Source organism: Bowdeniella nasicola (genome assembly GCF_900107735.1).
In the GTDB taxonomy this organism is placed as follows: domain Bacteria; phylum Actinomycetota; class Actinomycetes; order Actinomycetales; family Actinomycetaceae; genus Bowdeniella; species Bowdeniella massiliensis.
This window is the reverse complement of record NZ_FNQV01000016.1, coordinates 35,560-54,104: the sequence shown is the minus strand read 5'-3', so window position 1 is coordinate 54,104 and position 18,545 is coordinate 35,560. Positions and strand designations below refer to the sequence as shown.

General features: G+C 66.0%; 14 protein-coding genes and 1 pseudogene. 7 read left to right on the top strand and 8 right to left on the bottom strand.

The genetic code is table 11. The annotated features are described in order from the left end of the window. Positions 1–214: pseudogene (locus tag BLU67_RS12460) on the bottom strand (IS256 family transposase); the annotation flags it as partial. 324 nt (positions 215–538) lie between these two features. Beyond that, positions 539–685 carry a hypothetical protein gene (locus BLU67_RS12325; protein ID WP_176780796.1) on the bottom strand — a complete coding sequence of 49 codons (147 nt, stop codon included), beginning with the start codon at positions 683–685 and terminating at the stop codon, positions 539–541. A 290-nt stretch (positions 686–975) separates the two neighbouring features. Between BLU67_RS12325 and BLU67_RS12320 the strand changes: the two genes are divergently transcribed. The 3 genes from BLU67_RS12320 (at position 976) to BLU67_RS11010 (ending at position 4,274) form a co-directional block, all read left to right on the top strand. Beyond that, on the top strand, positions 976–1,131 hold the full coding sequence (locus BLU67_RS12320; RefSeq protein WP_176780795.1) for a hypothetical protein: 156 nt from the start codon (positions 976–978) through the stop codon (positions 1,129–1,131). 70 nt (positions 1,132–1,201) lie between these two features. After that, a complete protein-coding gene (locus tag BLU67_RS11015) occupies positions 1,202–2,212 on the top strand; it encodes a GNAT family N-acetyltransferase (RefSeq protein WP_092565915.1) in 1,011 nt (336 codons plus the stop codon). Positions 2,213–2,237: 25 nt separating this feature from the next. After that, positions 2,238–4,274, top strand: a complete 2,037-nt coding sequence (locus tag BLU67_RS11010; RefSeq protein WP_092565913.1) for a M3 family metallopeptidase — start codon at positions 2,238–2,240, stop codon at positions 4,272–4,274. Here BLU67_RS11010 and BLU67_RS11005 read toward each other — a convergent pair. Further along, positions 4,271–5,464 carry an MFS transporter gene (locus tag BLU67_RS11005; RefSeq protein ID WP_143027426.1) on the bottom strand — a complete coding sequence of 398 codons (1,194 nt, stop codon included), beginning with the start codon at positions 5,462–5,464 and terminating at the stop codon, positions 4,271–4,273. The genes BLU67_RS11010 and BLU67_RS11005 overlap by 4 nt on opposite strands. 86 nt (positions 5,465–5,550) lie before the next feature. Here BLU67_RS11005 and BLU67_RS11000 point away from each other — a divergent pair, with 86 nt between their 5' ends. Further along, positions 5,551–6,594 carry a tocopherol cyclase family protein gene (locus BLU67_RS11000; protein WP_092565909.1) on the top strand — a complete coding sequence of 348 codons (1,044 nt, stop codon included), beginning with the start codon at positions 5,551–5,553 and terminating at the stop codon, positions 6,592–6,594. Here BLU67_RS11000 and BLU67_RS10995 read toward each other — a convergent pair. Together BLU67_RS10995 and BLU67_RS10990 are read right to left on the bottom strand one after the other, a co-directional pair. Further along, positions 6,591–8,498 (bottom strand): ABC transporter ATP-binding protein, encoded by a 1,908-nt coding sequence (locus tag BLU67_RS10995; protein ID WP_092565907.1) that lies wholly within the window; start codon positions 8,496–8,498, stop codon positions 6,591–6,593. The two genes, BLU67_RS11000 and BLU67_RS10995, sit on opposite strands and share 4 nt — an antisense overlap. Continuing rightward, positions 8,495–10,228 carry an ABC transporter ATP-binding protein gene (locus BLU67_RS10990; protein WP_092565905.1) on the bottom strand — a complete coding sequence of 578 codons (1,734 nt, stop codon included), beginning with the start codon at positions 10,226–10,228 and terminating at the stop codon, positions 8,495–8,497. The genes BLU67_RS10995 and BLU67_RS10990 overlap by 4 nt, the downstream gene beginning before the upstream one ends. Positions 10,229–10,300: 72 nt before the next feature. Here BLU67_RS10990 and BLU67_RS10985 point away from each other — a divergent pair, with 72 nt between their 5' ends. Together BLU67_RS10985 and BLU67_RS10980 are read left to right on the top strand one after the other, a co-directional pair. Beyond that, entirely contained in the window at positions 10,301–10,960 is a 660-nt protein-coding gene (locus BLU67_RS10985) for an HAD family hydrolase (RefSeq protein ID WP_092565903.1), read from the top strand. Positions 10,961–10,969: 9 nt separating this feature from the next. Next, a complete protein-coding gene (locus tag BLU67_RS10980; protein ID WP_092565901.1) occupies positions 10,970–12,337 on the top strand; it encodes an AI-2E family transporter in 1,368 nt (455 codons plus the stop codon). Between the two features lies 1 nt (position 12,338). On the opposite strand, the gene BLU67_RS10975 is transcribed toward BLU67_RS10980, so the two are convergent. The 3 genes from BLU67_RS10975 to BLU67_RS10965 are packed head-to-tail and all read right to left on the bottom strand — an operon-like array spanning position 12,339 to position 17,732. Next, positions 12,339–15,548: an error-prone DNA polymerase gene (locus BLU67_RS10975; protein WP_092565899.1), complete on the bottom strand. Its 3,210-nt coding sequence runs from the start codon at positions 15,546–15,548 to the stop codon at positions 12,339–12,341. After that, positions 15,541–17,100, bottom strand: a complete 1,560-nt coding sequence (locus BLU67_RS10970; protein ID WP_176780794.1) for a DNA polymerase Y family protein — start codon at positions 17,098–17,100, stop codon at positions 15,541–15,543. The genes BLU67_RS10975 and BLU67_RS10970 overlap by 8 nt, the downstream gene beginning before the upstream one ends. A gap of 20 nt (positions 17,101–17,120) precedes the next feature. Beyond that, positions 17,121–17,732 (bottom strand): hypothetical protein, encoded by a 612-nt coding sequence (locus tag BLU67_RS10965; RefSeq protein WP_092565895.1) that lies wholly within the window; start codon positions 17,730–17,732, stop codon positions 17,121–17,123. Between the two features lie 192 nt (positions 17,733–17,924). Here BLU67_RS10965 and BLU67_RS10960 point away from each other — a divergent pair, with 192 nt between their 5' ends. Further along, the gene (locus tag BLU67_RS10960; protein WP_092565893.1) at positions 17,925–18,455 is read left to right on the top strand and encodes a YbhB/YbcL family Raf kinase inhibitor-like protein; all 531 of its coding nucleotides are present in this window, start codon (positions 17,925–17,927) and stop codon (positions 18,453–18,455) included. The last annotated feature ends 90 nt before the right edge of the window (positions 18,456–18,545 follow it).

The following is an 18,545-nucleotide window of genomic DNA, read 5'->3' as shown; positions in this document are numbered from 1 at the left end:
TGCCATCGACCTCGTATTGGGCGTTCTTACCGAGCACATAATCGATGAACGCGGCGAAGGTAGCTTGCTGTGTTTGATCCTCGCGACGGAAGCAAACCGTGGCCCCGCAATAGTTGCATCTCCATCGCTGAGCCCCGGCCGCGCTGCGTCCGTATTTACGCATCGGCTGGAAACAGATCTGACACTTACGAGCTTTGGGGGACTTGGTTCGCACCGGTCAAGTTGACCCGCACACAACCAGGCCGATGTCAACAACCCGCCGGGATTAGCTCATTTCGAGCTAATCACCCCGACTTTCCCGCACCACAACGCGGCAAACTCCGATCTTAAGCAACACGTTTTGGCCGGTAACCCGGAGTTTCCGATCCGCGCATACGCTTGGGTACTCGTTAGGGTTGGTCCCGCAGGTTTGTTCTCGTCTCAAGTACCACTCTTCCCAGATCGCGTGGTAGATCGCCCAGTCGCTGTAGAGCTCTTGTAGGTCGGTAAGAATTTCCGCCGCGTTTCTAAAGTGGCGGGCGGCGTGGTCCCTCGTCGGCTAGCCCGCGTCGATGTCGTAATGGTCGAGAAAGAACTCGCCCCAGTCATAAAATCGTTTGCGGAGTTCGGGATCCGAGATCTTCACCAGGCCTCCTTTGAACCAGAGCACGGCGCCGACTCCGTAGCCGACCTGGAGCTTGGCCACGGGAAACTCGGAGAGTTATTGATGGTCCTTCTTTCGCCTTCGCATTGACGATTCCTCTGTGCTGAAGCGGCTATGCCACTGTTAACCCTAGCGACATAGTTGCTCACATATCGCTCATCTGGTAATCTTGTAAAGTTGCCTTGGCGCCGATTTTGGTTCGTTCGGAAGCCCACCGTGCTGCCGAGGCCAACTGGCTGACTGGCTGCCCCGTCAAACCGTGACGGTACCGGTTGCAGCACGCACCACGGAGGTGTGTGCCCATGACTCATGTGACTGAAGGAATGATGAAGATGAGCAAACTTACTATCGTGGACCATTTGACCGGTCGGACCGCCTCCGGGATCGACTACCACGCGATCGAAGACGCCGTACGCGGCTGGCGAGAGCCCTTCGGAATCGAGTGGTCGAACCTCGAGGACGTCGAGATCCTCACGATGGCTGCCTAAGTAGGCAACAAGCGCGGACGAGATTCGTCCGCGCTTTTGCTATGCCTGCGCCCTGCCCTAGTCTTCAGTCATGACGGAGCTGCGCACCACTCGGTTGATTCTTCGACCCCCAACGATGGCCGATTGCGACGCAATCATTGAGGCCTGCAGCGATCCGGACATCGCACGGTTTACGGCAGTCCCCGAGCCATATACCCGCGCCGATGCTGAGTATTTCATCACCGATATTGTCGCCCAGAGCGCCGCCGACGGTCTGCCCGTTTTCCTCATCACCACCCACGATGGCCAGCTCGTTGGCGCCATCGACCTCCACAAGAGGAACGGCAACGTAGCGGAGATTGGGTATTGGGCTCACCGAGATTTTCGTGGCCGCGGTTTCCTTACGGAGGCCGCGACAGCGCTGCTTGCGCACGCTTTCAACGACCTCGAGCTGGCTACAGTCCACATCCAGATTCAGTCCGCGAACCTCGCTTCCCTAGCGCTTGCCCGCCGTCTCGGATTCACGATGCACGCCGTTGTTCCCGGCTTGATCTCTCTGAAGGGTGAGCAGCATGACGGTTGGATCGGCTCGCTTACGGCGAGCGACTTTCTCGCAGGCACCCGACCTCGACCCGCCACCGTGCACGACATGGTGGTGGAATTCCACCGGGTCTACTCGATGGTGATTGGCAAGGGAGCCGCGGCCGTCGATCATCCGGATATGGCGATGCGTCTACGACTCATTGCTGAAGAGTTCTGCGAACTTATCGAAGCGGTGCGGGGTCGCGAAGCCGCCGAGACCGTTCGCTCCGCCTTCGAAACGATCGACGTCGGTCCCACGAACGCCGACCTCATCGCGACGGCCGACGCGCTGGGAGATCTCGCCTACGTCATCTATGGCATGGCGATCCTGGCTAATATTCCGCTCGATTCGGTGATCGCCGAGATCCACCGGTCCAACCTCACCAAGCTCGGCCCCGATGGCAAGCCGGTGCTGCGGGCGGACGGCAAGGTCGGAAAGGGGCCACACTTCGAGCCGCCGAACCTCGCGGCGATTCTTCACTCTGAGGGCGAAACCGGCGGTGCTCTGTTCGAGCGTTGAGGCGAGCCATGGCACGATAGGACCTATGTCACTTTCCGCTGAGAATCCTTTTGCCCAGCCGTCCTCCCTGCCCTATGGGATGCCTGATTTCGATGCCATCCGCGTCGAGCACTTTGCCCCCGCGCTGCGAGAGGGCTTTGCCGAACAGCGCGCCCAGTGGGAGGAGATCGCGACCGACACTTCTCCGGCCACAGTAGAAACCGTTTTGGAGCCGATTGAAAAGTCGGGCGACCTGCTGACGCGCGCTGCCAGCGCATTCTTCTCCCAGCTCTCGTCCGTTGGCGGTGACGAGCTGGATGCCCTGGAGGAGGAATTCTCCCCGCTGTTCGCCGAACACAGCGACGCGTTCTACCTTGATCAGCGCATCTATGACCGCCTGACACAGCTGGCAGACGCGAACCTCGACCTCGATGCGGACACCGCCTGGCTCCTGGAGACCTACCTGAAGCGGTTCCGCCGGGCCGGCGTCGAGCTCGAGGGCGAGAAGCAGGATCGACTGCGCGAATTGAACTCGAGCATCGCCTCGCTGCAGGCAGCATTCGGGCGCCGCGTCGTCAAAGACCTGGAGGCACACGCCCCGAGCTTTTCGGCCACCGAGCTGGCCGGACTCGATGACGCCGAACTCGATGCGATGAAGCAGGACGACGGCAGCTACAAGGTGGCGCTGCAATCCACGACGCAGCAGCCGCTGGCTACCTCGCTCACCGATTCTGACACCCGCGCCCGCCTGTTTGAGACCTCGCAGTCGCGCAACTGGCAGGGCGAGAACGACACCCGCCAGATCGTCTTGGACCTTGCCCGCGCCCGCGCCGAGCGCGCCCAGCTGCTGGGCTATGACCATCACGCCGACTACGTCGCCGAGGACGCCGCTGCCGGAACCTCGCAGGCCATCATGGAGCGCCTGACCGCGATGGCCGCTCCGGCCGCACGCAACGCTAAGGCCGAATCGGCCGAACTCGCCGAGCTCATGGCACGCGAGGATCCGCGGCCATTCGCCGTGTCTGACTGGTCCTACTACTCGGAAAAGCTGCGCGGCGAGAAGTTCAACCTCGACGACTCCGTGCTCAAGCCCTACCTGCTGCTGGAAAACGTCATCGATAATGGCGTCTTCTTCGCCGCCAATAAGCTCTACGGCCTGAGCTTCACCCGCCGAGAGGACATTACCGGGCACACCCCCGATGCGCGCGTTTGGGAGGTCTTCAACGAAGCCGGTGAGGGCATCGGACTGTTCAGCGCCGACTATTACGCCCGCGAGGGCAAGCGCGGCGGTGCGTGGATGAGCGGCTTCGTCGAGCAGTCCCACCTGCTTGACCGCAAGGCCGTCGTCACCAACGATCTGAACGTTGCGAAGCCGCAAGAGGGCTTCCCGACGCTGCTCACCTGGGACGAGGTTCGTACCTGCTTCCACGAATTCGGGCACGCGCTGCACGGCCTGCTCTCCGATGTGCGCTGGCCGAGCCAATCCGGCACCTCGGTGCCGCGCGACTTCGTCGAATACCCCTCCCAGCTCAACGAGATGTGGATGGAAAACCCCGAGGTCATCAAGAACTTTGCGCGCCACCACGAAACGGGCGAGGAAATCCCCGCCAGCTACATCGAGACGCTCACCTCCATGGGCGCCTACGGCGAGGGCTTTGCTACGAGCGAGTACCTCGGAGCGGCGCTGCTGGACCAGGCGTGGCATCGCCTTGGCCCCGATGAGATTCCCACCGACATATCCGAGGTGGCGGACTTTGAGGCGAAGACGCTGCGTGAGTTCGGGATCGACGTCGTGCCGCCGCGTTACCGCACGACGTTCTTCAATCACACCTTCGGTGGCGGCTACGACGCGGGCTACTACTCCTACGTGTGGGCCGAGGTCCTCGACGCCGACACCGCCGAGTGGTTCCGCACCGAGGCCACCCGCGAGGGCGATGGCGGGCTGAACCGTGAGGCCGGTGCGCACCTGGCCGCTGAGGTGCTCTCGCGCGGCTATTCGCGCGATCCGCGCGAGTCCTTCCTTGCCTTCCGTGGCCGCGACCCCGAAATCGGCGCGCTCATGTCGCGCCGCGGCTTGGCCTAGGCGGCCGGTGCCTCATCGTCGGTTGCTGATTGCGCTCTTGGAGTCAGCACGACGATGAGGCCCGCCGCGGCCAGCAGCGCCACCGCGCCCGCGACGGTCCCGAGCCAGCCGCCGCCTTCCCAGGCGTAGCCCAACAGGACGCCTCCGATCGAGCTGCCCGCGTAATAGGACAGCGAATAGCGTGAGGAGGCCGCCGACGGGCGCGGGCTATAGCGTGCTGCGTTCGATGAGGCGAGGGCGTGGGCGAGGAAGAACCCGGCGCACAGGGCGAGCAGGCCGATGAACATGACGACGAGGGAGTCCACGAGCGTCAGCGCGATGCCTGCCGTCGCGACGGCCAGGCCACTGAGCACCGCGACTTTCAGCCCGGTGCGAGCTGCGATTCGGCCCGCGATCGCCGAAGTCGCCGTGCCCGCGAGATAGGTGAGGAACAGCGTCGAGGTGATGGCCGTGCCAACGTGGAAGGGCGGGCCTGCCAGCCGGTAGCCCATGACGTTGAAGATGCCGACGAACGTTGCCATTCCCAGTCCCCCGATGGCATACATCGCAAGCCGAATGCGGCGGTAAGGATCGGGAGCGGAGCGCGCGGTGACCGCGTCTTCGTAGACTTCGCCGCCGGGCAGTAAGAGGTGGGCCGCTCCCCCGGCAGCCGCGGCGACGATCGTCGCGGTCAGCACGCCCGTCCGCCAGGTTCCGAGCTCCGCGGCATAGCCCGCGACGAGTCGGCCGGTCATCCCGCCGACCGTCGTGCCCGCGATATACAGCCCGCCGAGGCGCGTCACCGCGAGCGGATGCGCCGCCGCGATGACCCAGGCCATGGCGGAGACGAGGACGGTCGACAGGGCTGCGCCCTGAACGGCGCGGATGGCGATGAGCCCGGCAAAGGATGTCACGCCGAGCAGGGCGATCCCCGCGAGGGTGGCGAGCGCGAGCCCGATGAGCATCGTGCGGCGCCGGCCCCAGCGCCCCGAATAGTGCCCGACGGGCAGCACCGCGAGGGCGATTCCGGCGGTCGTTGCCGACATCAGCCAGGAGGTATCGGCGGCCCCGACTCCGAACTCCTCACCGATGGGAACGAGCAGCGGCTGGACGGTGTAAAGCTGGGCGAAGGCGGCGATGCCAAGAAAGAACAGCGCGGCGGTTGCGCGCGCATAATCGCCGTGTCCTGGCATGAGACCAGTGCCGCTCACGTATCCTCCCGCCCTCAAGCTTCCTCTAGCTTGGCACAGCCCTGCCCCAAAGCGCGCCCCTCCCCAAGCGCTGACACAATCGGGGCATGTCACGTTACCGCGCTACCGGAGCCGACCTGCCCTTTTCCGATCCCCTGCCCGCACACGGCGTCTCGATGGAGGGCTATTTCTGGCGCCTGACCTGCCCCGCCACCTCCCGCGTCATCATCGCGCTCGTCGGGGTCAATACGCCATCCGATGGGGCCGGGAGCTGGGCGACAGTCGGAATCGCGACCGAACCGGAGGAGGTCCTTGCTACGAGCGAGGTCGCCGGCGCGTGGGCCGATCCGGTGCGCTTCGGGGTGCAGGTGGGCACCAGCCAGCCGGGCCGCGATCACGTCGTCGCGGACACCGAGCACGTGTCCTTCGCCGTCGGTGATTGCGGGCTCGACATCGACGTCACGGATCACCGGCCCTGGCCGCGCCGCCGGTTTGGCGGCTCCTCCTATTTCCAGGTCGTACCGGGGCTCAACCAGTACTGGCATCCGTGGCTGCTAGGCGGCCGCGCACATGGCACGGCCCGCATCAACGGCGAGGTCATTCGGATCGACGGCTGGCAGGTCTATGCCGAGAAGAACTGGGGCCGCGGCGGCTTTCCCGCGGCCTGGTGGTGGGGCCAGGCCCAGGGCTTTGCAGAGCCCGAGACGTGCGTCGCGTTCGCGGGCGGGATCGTCACCGCGGGACCGAGCATCGGCGGCCGGCAAGCAGCCGTCGAGGTCACCGGCCTCGTCGTCGCGCTGCCGGATGGGCCCGTCATCCGGCTTGGCAACCCCGTGACCTCGCCAGTGCGCGCCGAAACCTCGAAGGGCCATTGGCAACTGTCCGGGCGCTCAGCGCGCTGGCAGGTCGAGATCGCGGCAACCGATGGCGAGCAGGCGGGCTTTGTCCTTCCCGTGCCGCTCGTGGATGACCGGCGCAACGCGCCCGGGGCGCTGGAACACCTGGCCGGCCACATGCGCCTGGCCGTCTTTGAGCGCGGACGGCCGCGCTACCGCGGCGAAAGCCAGCTTGCCGGCCTGGAGCTCGGTGGCCGCGACATGTGCGAGGCCGAGCTCGCGGCGCGCGGCGGTGATCCGCGCCCGATCCGTTAATCGTCCGCCTCGCCCATCCCGATGCCCGCGAACTGCGCCTGATACAGGTTGGCGTAGTGGCCGCCGGCTGCGAGCAACGAGTCGTGATTGCCCGTCTCCACGACGTCACCGTCTTCCATCACGACGATGACGTCGGCATCCCGAATCGTTGACAGGCGATGGGCGATGATGAAGCCGGTGCGCCCGGCGCGTAGCCGCGTCATGGCCTGCTGGACGAGCATTTCGGTGCGGGTATCCACCGAGCTCGTGGCCTCGTCGAGGATGAGGATCTGCGGATCGGCGAGGAAGGCGCGCGCGATCGTAATGAGCTGTTTCTCGCCCGCCGAGATCGTCTCGGCTTCCTCGCTGATGACCGTGTCATAGCCCTCGGGCAGCGTGCGGATCATGGCATCGACGCCGGTATCGACTGCCGCGGCTTCGACGTCGGCGCGGCTCGCGCCCGCCTTACCGAAGGCGATGTTGTCCGCGATGGTGCCCTCGAAGAGCCAAGTGTCCTGCAGCACCATGCCGAAGCGCTCCCGCAGCTCGTCGCGGTCGACGTCGGCGATGTCGATCCCGTCGATGCGGATATGGCCGGAGTCCACCTCGTAAAAGCGCATGAGGAGGTTGACGAGCGTCGTCTTGCCCGCACCCGTCGGCCCGACGATCGCCACGGTCTGGCCGGGCTCCACGGTAAGCGAAAGATCGCGGATGACCTCGACGCCGGGCTTGTAGGAGAACCGCACGTGTTCAAAGCTCACGCCGCGGGCATTGGGCGGCAGGTGCGCCGCGGAGGTGTCCGGGCGTTGTTCGGGCGCATCGAGCAGGTCGAAGATGCGCTCGGCGGAAGCCGCGCCCGACTGGATGAGGTTGACCATCGAGCCGAGCTGGGCCAGCGGCTGGTTGAACTGGCGCGAGTACTGGATGAAGGCCTGAATATCGCCGACGTTCATCTGGCCGTTCGCGATCCGGATGCCGCCGACGACGGCGATCAGCACATAGGAGATATTCGACAGCAGGTTCATCGTCGGCATGATGGTGCCGGAGATGAACTGCGAGCGGTAGACGGCGTTGGCGAGTTCCTCATTGTGCTTGGCGAAGTCGGCCTCGGAGGCGGACTGCAGGCCGTAGGCCGCGATGATCTCGTGGCCGGTGAAAGACTCTTCGACGATGGCGCCGACCTCGCCCGTGGCCCGCCACTGCGTGCCGAAGTGCGGTTGGGCGCGCTTGGCGATCAGGGCCGTCGCAATGAGCGCGACGGGAACGACGATGAGCGCGATGAGCGAGAGCTCCCAGCTGATCCACACCATCATCGCGAGGATGCCTACGACGGTGAACACCGATTGGATGATCTGCGAGAGCGACTGCTGCAGCGTCTGCGTGAGATTGTCGATATCGTTCGTGACGCGCGAGAGCAGATCACCGCGCGCGTGCGAATCGAGATAGGACAGCGGCAGTGCGTCGATGTGCTCGTTCACCTGGGCGCGCAGCCGGTAGCCGGAGCGCTGCACGATGCCTGCAATCATCCGCGAGGAGATCCACATGAGCAGCGTGGAGGCGACGTAGAGCACCAGGGCCAGGCCTAGGACCCGCGCCAGCTGGCCGGTATCGATCCCGACGCCGGGTGTGAAGTCCATCGTCGAGAGTGCATCGGCCATCCGCTGCTCGCCGGCGGCGCGCAATCCCGCGATGACCTGCTCGGCGGTGGCACCGGCCGGCATTGAGCGACCGACCATGCCGGCGACGATGAGGTTCGTGCCCTGGCCGAGCACCTTCGGACCGTAGACCTGTGCGGCGACGGCCAGCGCCATGAGGGCCACGACGATGATGAGGGCGGTGCGCTCGGGACGTAGGTAGGCTACCGTGCGTTTGACAGCGCCCTTGACATCGCGCGAGCGGCGCGTGGGATCTACTCCGCGGCTCATGCGTCCTCCTCAATCGCGTGCTGGGAACTGGCAATCTGCTGGTAGGTTTCGCACGTCGCGATGAGCTCATCGTGGGTGCCATAGCCGACGATGTGCCCCTCATCTAAGACGACGATGGCGTCAGCCGTGCGCACCGAGGAGACCCGCTGCGCGACGACGAGCTGGGCCGCCTCGCCGATGGCGCCCCGCAACGCGGTACGCAGCCGCGCTTCGGTTGCGGTATCAAGCGCCGAGAACGAATCGTCGAAGATGTACAGGTCGGCATCGCGCAGCAGCGCCCGTGCGATCGTCAGGCGCTGGCGCTGGCCACCGGAGAAGTTATGTCCGCCCTGATCGACGGTCGCATCGAGCCCGTCGGCGAGGGCACTAACGAAGTCAGCAGCCTGCGCGATCGTGAGCGCACGCCAGATGTCCTCATCGGTGGCGTTGGGGTTGGCGAGGGTGAGCGAGGAGCGCACGGTGCCGGAGAATAGGAACGACTTTTGCGGCACGAGCGCGATGCGTTGCCGCAGCGCTGCCAAGTCGAGGTCCTCATAGGAGATTCCACCCGCGCTGATCCGGCCCTCCGTGATGTCCATAAGCCGCGGCAGCAGATTAACGAGAGTCGACTTTCCCGAGCCCGTCGCGCCAATGACGGCGGTCGTCGTGCCCGGCAGGAGGCTCAGATCGACATCGGCAAGCACCCGCCGCTGTGCCTCCGGGTAGCGCACAGAGACATCCTGCAATTCGAAGGTCAATCGCTCATCTGGCAGCGGCGTCGTCGCCGCCGGATTCGCGATCGACGGCTCGTGAGAGAGCACGTCGAGGATACGTCCCGCCGAGACTTCGCCGCGCGGCGCCATCATGAGGATGAAGCTGCCAAGCATCACCGAGATGAAGATCTGCATGATGTAGGCGAGGAAGGCGATCAGCGAGCCGATCGGCATATCGCCGCTGTCCACGCGCAGGCCGCCAAACCAGACGACGGCGACAGAGGACAGCCCGATGATGACGTTGACCGAGGGGAAGAGCCAGGCCATGACGTATCCAGTGGAGATCGAGACGTCCCGCAGCTCGGCGTTGACCGTCATAAAGCGGGAGCGTTCCTCTGACTGGCGGACGAAAGCGCGAATCACGCGGACTCCGGTCAGCTGCTCGCGCATGATGCGGTTGACCGCGTCGATGCGTTCCTGCATGACCTTAAACAGCGGCCGCAGCTTCACCATGCCGGCCACCATCACGGCCGCGAGAATCGGGACGGCGACGACGAGCAACAGCGAGAGCCCGGCATCTTGCCGGATCGCCATGACGACGCCGCCCGCGGCCATGACGGGCGCCATCACCAAGATGGTGAGCACGAAGGTCAGGATCATCTGGATCTGCTGGACGTCATTGGTTGCTCGCGTCACGAGCGAGGGGGCGCCGAACGTGGAGATATCGGGGGTGGCGAAGTTCTGGACGTGGGAGAAGACGTCGCGCCGCGCGGCGCGACCGACGGCGGCCGCGGTACGGGCACCGAGCCGGACGGCAACAATCGTGGCGATGATCTGGGCGATGGACAGGGCGAGCATCCAGCCGCCCATCCGCCAGATATAACCGACATCGCCCTGCAGCACGCCGTGGTCGATGATGTCGGCCGATAGGGAGGGCAACAGCAACGCTGAGCCGGCTTGGATCAGCTGGAAGAGCACGATCAAGGCGAGAGTTGTGCGGTGTTCCGCCAAGTATCTGCGATAAAGCCTGACGAGCATGGAGTCCTTCTGAGAGTTTCAATATGGCGAAGCCGGTTCAGTCTAAGCCCAAATCGTCGATAGGGTGAGGTCGTGCGAGTTTTTCTGTGGGACCTTGATGGCACGCTGATCGATTCTGGCGCGACAATCATCGGCTCAATCCGGCAGGCCCTTGCCGCATGCGGCCTGCCCGATGTGCCCGAAGAACAGGCTCGCGGCTGCGTTGGCCCGCCCCTGATCGAAGGCCTCCCCCGGTTTTGCGGCGTGCCGCTTGATGCCGTGCATGATGTCATCGCCGAGTATCGCCGGATCTATGGCGCGACGATGACGAGCGCCCCCATCTATCCCGAAGTCATCGAGACGATCGAGGCCGCAACGCGTCACGGCGTCATTCACGCCATCGCAACGGCCAAGCCCGAGGTGGCCGCGCGCGAAATCCTTGCCGCGAAGAACCTCACCGATCACTTCACCGTCATCACGGGCGCCGATCCGACGCGCGGCATCAACCACAAGGAGCAGGTCGTTGAGCTTTGCTTGAATCGCCTTACCGAGGCGGGCATCGAGACCTCCGCCGCGGTGATGATTGGTGATCGCCGCTATGACATGGAGGGTGCGCGCGTCAACGGGATTGACGCCGTGTTCGTCGCATGGGGCTATGGCTCGCCGAGTGAGGCCGATGGCTTCCCGATCGTTCATGCGCCAAGTGAGCTCCTTGCCGAGTGGGAACCTGCACCCGGCCAGGGCCAGCCATAGACTGGGCCCATGAACCGTTTCACGCGAGCCGCCAAAGCAGTCACGCGTGCTGGTTCGCGCGCGATGCGCTCCTCCGGTAATGCCCTTTCTCGGGTGCGGCGCCGTCCCGCCAATCCTCCCATGTCGACCTCGGCGACCCCGCTAGTACCGAATACCCCAACGGCGTCTCCCCCGCCCCGTCTGCCGGAAGGCCCGCCGCGGCGCTACCGCGCGACGACCGCGGGCCGGGTGAGCGTGCGCCGGATGCCGGAGCGAGCGGTCTCCTCCCGTGGCCAGTCCTCGGTGCCGCGGTGGCTGTCGAAGTACGGGCTGGGTGCTTGGTACCTCATCGGCATCGTCCTCGTGATCTCGGGGATCGTCTTTGTCACCGCCAAGATCGAACTCGTCTTCATTGCCGTCTTCCTCGCGCTCGTCGCCACCTCGGTGCTGTGGCCGATCGTCTCCTGGTTGGCACTATTCATGCCGCGCCCGCTTGCCACAGCTCTCTCGCTGTTTGGGGCATTCGGGGTTTTCGGTGGCCTCATGTTCTACGTCGGCTACTCCGTGTCTGGAGAGTGGAATGATCTCGCCACCAAGTTCTCCGACGGCGTCGATACGATCATCGACTTTTTGGAGCGGGGCCCGCTGCCCTGGCACCTGACGCGCCAAGAAATCACTGACGGTGTCAAGGACCTGGTGGACAAGGGCACGACCTACGTGCAAGAAAACGCTGGGGACCTCGCCTCTCAGGTGCTATCGAACGCGGGCACCGTCGCGATCATCTTTACGATTCTTGCCCTGTCTTTGTTCATCGCGGTTTTCTTCCTCACCACTGGCGACAAGATGTGGCTGTGGTTCCTCAACCTGCTGCCTGCGCGCAACCGCGAGAACACCCATCGCGCCGCCGCCGCTGGCTGGCTGACGTTCTCCGGATACGCTCGCGGCACGATGATCGTCGCGGTTTCCGACGGTATTTTTGCCTTCATCCTGCTGTGGATCCTCGATATTCCGCTCGCGGCTCCGCTCGCTGTACTCGTGATCATCGGTGCCTTTATTCCGCTCGTGGGTGCGCCCGCGGCCATGGTCATCGCCATGGTGGTGGCGCTCGCTGCCGGGGGCGTTGGTAAGGCCGCGATTGTGGGTATCGGTATTGCGCTGATCGGCCAGTTTGAGGGCCACGTCTTACAGCCCCTGGTGATGGGCAAACAGGTCTCTTTGCACCCCGTCGTCGTGGCGGTGGGCGTGACCGCCGGTACGTTCGCGGTGGGCTTGTTTGGTGCCATCATCGCGATCCCGATTATCTCGGTGGTGTGGGCGGTCTACCGGACGCTATCGAACCCGGATCCGCCGATGTCTCGACTCCCGCACGTCGATGAGGACGAACTCATCGCGGAGTGAGCTAGCGAAAATCTCGCGAGCGCGAGGGAACTTGCAAACTGAGCGGCTCGAAGCGATCCGCTTGCAACGCGACGACCCCGTCCTGAGTTTGAATCCGGCCCCGGATGATGAGTGCCGCCTGCCCGCGCGCGATGGGACGGTAGGCCTGCCATACGCCGGGAGAACAGATGACGTTGATAATTCCCGTTTCGTCTTCCAGGGCAAGAAAAGTGACGCCGCCGGCGGTTCCGGGGCGCTGGCGATGGGTGACAAGGCCCGCCGTGCGGGCCCGGGTGGCGTCTGGCAGTTCCTTAAACTGGGCCACGCTCAAGACCCCCGCATCCCGGAGCTTTTCGCGGACGAAAGACACGGGGTGTTCGGGGCTCACACCCGCCGACCATACGTCCAGCACACTGCGCTCGACCGTCGTGAGCTCGGGGAGCTGCGGCAGCGTGGCGACCGCATCGATGCCTGGAATGGGCAGTTGCTCGTAGACGATATCCCCCACCCGGTGGCGCCGCCCGGCCGCGGCCCCCGCCCATGTGGCCGACCACAGCATCTCGCGCCGGGAGCCAAAGGCGCGCAGCGCTCCCGCGCTCGCGAGATTCTCGATCTGGGTCGTCGACAGGCGGGCCCGGGCGGCCAGCTCCATTGGATCGCGAAACGGGCGAGCCGCAACAATCCGCTCGGCTGCGGCTTCACCGATCCCCCGGATGGAGGCTAACCCCAGACGCACCGCGAGCCGCGGATCCGGATGGGACAGGTTGCCGACGGCCGGATCGTATTCGGGATCCTTGCGCGGATCGGTCTCGAAGTCCCCACGCACGACGCTCGCGTGCACCTGCGAGGTCATGACATCGGCCGGGATCACCCGCACCCCGTGGCGCCGAGCATCAGCCACGAGGGATTGAGGCGAGTAAAACCCCATGGGCTGGGCTGCCAGCAGGCCGGCATACAGCGACTCGGGATGATGCACTTTGAGATAGGCGGAGGCATAGACGAGATAGGCAAAAGAAAAGGAGTGCGACTCGGGAAAACCGAAACTCGCAAAGCCCTCCAGCGTCGTATAAATCTGCTCCGCGATTCCCGCTTCGATGCCGCGCTGTGCCATCCCCTCGATCAACCGGTCATGGAGTTCGGCCATGCGTTCCAAGGATCGCTTGGCCCCCATGGCCTTGCGTAATCGATCGGCTTCTGCGGGCGTAAATCCTGCGGCATCAACGGCGATCTGCATGAGCTGTTCTTGAAACAGCGGCACCCCGAGGGTTTTTTCTAGTGCGGGCTTCAGCAGCGGATGTAGGTAGGTGACCGGCTCTCGCCCCAGCCGCCGTCGCAGATAGGGGTTGACCGATCCGCCCTGGATTGGACCGGGCCGAATGAGCGCGACTTCGACGACGATGTCGTAAAAACACCGCGGCCGCATCCGCGGCAGGGTCTGCATCTGGGCGCGCGATTCGACCTGGAAGACACCAACGGTATCGGCGGCACACAGCAGGTCATAAACGCCGGGGTCTTCTTGCGGGATATCGTGCAGGTCGATCGGGCGGCCGTCGTGGGTGATGCCGAGCTCGGTCAGCGAGTTGAAGGCGTGGCGCAGCGCCGTCAGCATGCCAAGGCCGAGCAGATCGAATTTCACGAGCCCCGCATCAGCGCAATCGTCCTTATCCCACTGCAGGACCGTGCGGCCGGGCATCGCCGCCCACTGGATGGGGCATACCTCAATGACCGGGCGGTCGCACAGCACCATGCCACCGGGATGGATCCCCAGGTGGCGCGGCAGCCGCATGAACTGCTCGGCCAGGTTCGCGACCGGCTGCGGCACGCCCGCATCAGCATCGACCGCTCCCCACCGTTCGAGTTTTTTCGTCATCGCATCGCTTGCGCCCGCGCTGTAGCCGAGTGCGCGGGCGGCGTCACGCACCGCGGACCTAGTCCGATAACTGATGACGTTGGCGACGAGGGCGGCGCGCTCGCGCCCGTAACGCCGGTACACGAACTGGATGACCTCTTCTCTCCTGCCGGATTCGATATCGATATCGATATCGGGTGGGCCCGAGCGTCCGGGAGATAAGAAGCGCTCGAACAAGAGGCGATGGGTCACCGCATCGACGGCGGTGATACCGAGGGCGAAACACACGGCTGAATTCGCCGCCGAGCCACGCCCCTGGCACAGGATTCCTTCACTGCGGCAAAAGTCGACGATCTCGTGCACGATGAGGAAATACCCGGGAAACCCGAGCTTTTCGATCACGGCAAGCTCGTGCTCGATCATCGCGTAGGCACCGGGCACGCGCTCCGCCTCCGGCGGGCCATAGCGCGCGGCGGCCCCGCGCATCGTGAGTTCTCGTAGCCAGCTTGCCTCGCTGTGGCCATCGGGCACCGGATGCGGCGGCAGGTTGGGCGCGATGAGGGACAGATCAAAGGCGCATTCCGCGCCGAGTTCCGCGGCCGTCGATACGGCTTGGGGGTGCCTGCGGTGTAAGAGCATCATCTCCTGGGCACTGCGCAGGTAGGGCGGGGCGGGCGGCAGCTCTGCGTCCGCGACGGTGAGCGGTTCATTGCACGAGGTGGCCCGCAACGCCGTGAGCAGGGCGAATTCCTCGGGCCGGGCGCAGTAGACATCCCCCGTCGCGACGAGGGGCAGACTAAAGCGCTGCGCGAGCTCGGCCAGGGCATCATGCAGCGCTGCGTCATCCCCGCGGCCGGTGGCGGTGATCTCGACAGCGACGTTCGAGCTGCCAAACAGCGCGACGAGTCGATCCAGGGCAGCGCTGGCGGCGTCGCAATCGCCGGCTTGAATCAGGCGCGGGATTTCGCCGTCATCGCGCGCTCCCGTCAGCACGAGGAAGTCGCCTCCGGCGGCGAGGTCCTCCAGGTTGACGTGCAGCGGGCGCAGGCGGGAGGCCTGTTCGGTCCCGGTCGCAAGGTGGGCGGCGGCGAGGGTGCGTGACAGGTGCGCATAGTCAGCCTCGTGGCGGGCGAGTGCCACGAGCGCGTAGTCACCGCTCGCGCCGCGATGGGTGAGCTCGGCTCCCGTGACGGCGGGCAGCCCCACGTCCGCTGCCGCCCGCGAATGCTGGATCACGCCATAGAGTCCGTCGCGATCCGTCAGGGCGTGCGCGGCAAGACCAAGCTCGGCGGCGCGCTCGGCCAGGCGGGCCGGGTCCGTTGCGCCGCGCAAAAAGGTGAAGGCCGAATGCGAATGCAGCTCGGCGTATCGCGGCCTAGTCATAGTGCCCCTCGATCCGCCAGGTGCCCCGCGCTCCGACGACGAGCAGGGGCGGACCGTCGGCGATGACGAGCTGGAGGTAGCAGCGTTCGGGCAGCCCCTCCCACCAGCGCTCCAGTAGCGGCCAGGGGCCCGCCCACTGCACGACGGCGCCTTGCGGCGGGATAGCGGGCAGTGCCTCGTTCAGGCGATAGCTCGCGGGGGCCGGGAGCCAGCCGCGATGCGCCGGCGGCACCGCGATCGGCTCGCCGCGAGAATCAAAGAGCTGGATCGTCACCGTCGTCTCCAGCAGCACCGTCGGTGCCGGTCCGAGCAGGGCGCCGGGCCAGCTGCCGGCCACCGGGCGCAGTCCATCGTGTGGCGCGACGGCGGGCAGCACCGCAACGCGGGAGCGCGGATCGCGCCCGCCCTGCTCGACCAGGACGTTGACGCGGGAGATTCCGGCGAGCGATTGCAACCGGGCCAGGGCCCGATCCACCCGCTCCCGATCATCGCCGCGCCCCCACAGCGGGGTGCCGCGATCATCGCCGGATCCGACCCCTTGGGCCCGCAGCTCGAGGTAGCTCAGCTCGCCATCGGGCGCGTCCTTGCCACGGCGCGTGAGCCACGCATCGAGCTGCCAGCGCACCCGATCGGTCATGGCGGCGGGCGTCAGGCGGCCCCCACCGTCCGCGCCGGCCACGACCCACGTGCGTTCGTGGCTGGTGCCCGTCGTCGTGCGAGCCGTGACAAGTAGGTGCGTGCAGCTGCGACCGGTGAGGCGGTCGGCGAGCTCTTCGGCCAGGCTGCGCGCGGCGAAGGCTGCGGCTTCGCTCGTGGCAAGCGGCGGGTCATACTCCCGCCCGGCTCCCACCTCGGCGCGCTCGCTGCTCGCGTGCGGCATGACGACGTCGTGGCCGCGCGCCAGATCGTAGGCGGTGATGCCGGTCGTCCCGAAGCGGGTCGCGACCGCGGCGCGCGGCAGTGCGAGGAAATCGGCGAGCGTGCGAATCCCAAAGCGGTCACACAGTTCGATGAGCTCTTCGAGGTCTCGCGCCAGCCGGGCGCTGCTGGTGACCGCGCTCAGCGCTGTCATGGGCTGGGCGGCGAGGAATTGCGCCGTCTGATCCGCTGGCACGACGCCCTGGCTGCGGGCGGCGAGGATCGCCGCGAGCGTCCCCTCGGCGATCCCGACGTGCGCCTCGGCGCCCGAGGCGCGCACGACCGCGCCGGTCAGTGCCTCGGCCAGTTCCCATTCGCCGCCGCAGTGCCGCGCCGGGCCGCGCGCATCGGCGATGACGAGCCCCGGCCGGATGATGACCGGCAGCGCGATGACCTCGTCCAGGCCCGTCAGCACCGTTTCAAAGACTCGCGCTTCGCGCGCCGGATCGTCGGCCACGACGACGAGCTCCGGGCAGGTGGCGACCGCCGCGCGTCGCCGCATCCCGCGCCGCACACCCCGCCGCCCGGCAGCGGGCGACAGCGCCCGCACCCCGCGCGCATCGTGGACGACCGCCGGCGCCTCCGGGTCGATTAGTCCCTCGCTGATCGCCGCCGCGAGCGGCCAGTTGGGCACCCACAAACACACCTGCCGCGTCACGAGACCACCGCCAGGGGCCGGTAGGCCGTCAGTTCGTCCCCGGCGGCCAGCCGCACGCTGCGGCCCTGTGAGCGCGCGTGAATGACGCGCTCGGTGAGGTAGCCGGCCCCGTCATCGCAGCCGTGAGCATGCACGACGCTCGCCGTAATCTGGGTCGCGCCGGGCCAGGGAATCGTCGTGATGAGCCGCGTTCCGCGATTGCGTAGCCGCCCGGCAACCGCCCGCTGATCGCCGGCGCCGAGCGAGCGCGCCGATCCCACGATAAGGACGTCCGCGCCATCGATCGCCGCGGCGAGCACGGGCGGGGTCGCGCCGGTGGGCAGATAGAGCACCCGAGCCAGATCCAGCCCGGCCTGCTTGGCGGCATACCAGCCGACGTCCCGCAGCCCGATGACGACGCACCAGCCCCGGCTGCCCATGAGTGTGGCGGCCAGCGACCACACGATGGTGCGCGAGCCGCTGACGTGCACGATGCCGCCGGCGGGCACCCCGCGTGGCAGGAGTCCGCGCAGCGCGTCGGGCACGCGGTCCTCCTCATCGGGTGGGCGCACCCCGGTCCGGGTTTCTGCCACCTGCAAAATTGAGCGGGCGTGGGCTAACCGATCCACGAGAACCTCCTCCCCGAATACGAACGTGTGTTCGATTCTAGAACGCCTCCCCGACGCTGCGCCAGGCAAGACCAAACACCTGTTCGAATCACGGGCGAGCGCCGCCGGCCTGTTGCGGTAACGAAAACTCGCTGCTCCCGTTAGCCTGGTAGTGACGCATCCGATACATCGGCAAGCCAGAAATGAGGAGACATGAACCTGTCCCGCCCCATCGCCCCCGAACCCTACGAGATGCTCCCCGAGGTCCCGTCCTTCACGCTGACCTCCACCGAAATCCGCGACGGCGACACCATGCCCGACGCCCAGGTCGCCGAGGGCGGCAACACCTCCCCGCAGCTGAGCTGGTCCGGCTTCCCGAAGGACACCAAGTCATTTGCCGTCACCTGTTTTGACCCCGATGCTCCCACCCCGGCCGGTTTCTGGCACTGGACGGTTCTCGACATTCCCGCCGAGACGACCGAGCTGCTCGCCGGGGCCGGCACCTCCGATCTCGAACTCGATGGGGCCGCTTTCCACGTCCGCAATGACGGCGGCGGCCACTCCTACATGGGCGCCGCTCCCCCGAAGGGCGACCGGGAACACCGCTACATCTTTGCCGTCCACGCCCTCGACGTTGACACCCTGGACCTGGACGAGAACGCCAGCCCGACGGTCGCGGCATTCACGATGCTCTTCCACACCCTGGCCCGCGCCACCCTCACGGTGACCTACCAGAACACCTAGCCCACCATCCGGCTCAGTAAGCCGGTCCACGACGCGTCGTTGTGCATTACACTCCGAGTTAATCCCCCAACCAACGGTGATTGGAGTTTC